The following is an 840-nucleotide window of genomic DNA, read 5'->3' on the forward strand; positions in this document are numbered from 1 at the left end:
ATCTTCCTCAGCGCGACGGGTGTCGGGAAGGCAGTACTGCTCTGCCAGAGAACGGTCGAGGATCTTCTCATCCGTGAGAAGTTGGCGGCGAGCCAGCTTGCTGCGGATTTCGGTGAAGGTGATCAGCGGTTTCGGCGAACGTGATCAGGGAAGGAAGGTGGTACTGCGCGGTCAGGAGATTGTAGCGTAGGTGATCACGATGCCCGTTTCTTGGCGTCGGTTGACGTGCGCTTGCGCATGGATTCGCCTTTGAGCGGCACCTTGTGTGCCTGGTGGACCAGCCGGTCCAGGATGGCGTCAGCCAGCGTCGGATCATTCAACCACTGGTGCCAATGTTCGATCGGGAGCTGGCTGGTCACGATGGTTGACCGGGTACCGACGCGATCGTCCAGAACTTCAAGCAGATCGCCGCGGGCGCTTTCAGAAGGCTCCTGTAGGCCCCAGTCGTCCAGCACCAGGACGTCGATGCGCGCGAGCTGCGCCAGGCGGCGGGTGAAGCTCCCGTCGCCGTGGGCGATCTGTAGTTCCTCGAACAGTCGCGGCACCCGCAGATAGAGCGCAGAGAATCCCTGCCGACAGGCCTGCTGGGCAAACGCACAGGCCAGCCAGGACTTGCCGGCACCGGTCGCCCCGGTCAGGATGAGGCTCTGAGCATTGCGGATCCAGTCGCAACTGGCCAGGGTGGCGACCAGCCGCTGGTCAAGGCCGCGGCTGCCGTCATAGACCACATCCTCGAGGCATGCCTGGGTGTGCTTGAGCTTGGCCGAGCGCAGCAGCCGCTCCAGCCGCCGGGTGTCGCGCCAAGCAATCTCCCGGTCGACCAGCATGGAGAAGCGTTCC

1 protein-coding gene is annotated in these 840 nt (G+C 63.7%); it reads right to left on the bottom strand.

The genetic code is table 11. From position 1 onward, the window contains the following. Positions 1-194: 194 nt before the first annotated feature. On the bottom strand, positions 195-840 hold a 646-nt coding region (istB, locus tag D1614_RS27915), incomplete at its 5' end, for an IS21-like element ISRme9 family helper ATPase IstB (protein ID WP_119440470.1).

The sequence above is a fragment of the Maribellus luteus genome, assembly GCF_003576475.1.
GTDB lineage: Bacteria > Bacteroidota > Bacteroidia > Bacteroidales > Prolixibacteraceae > Draconibacterium > Draconibacterium luteum.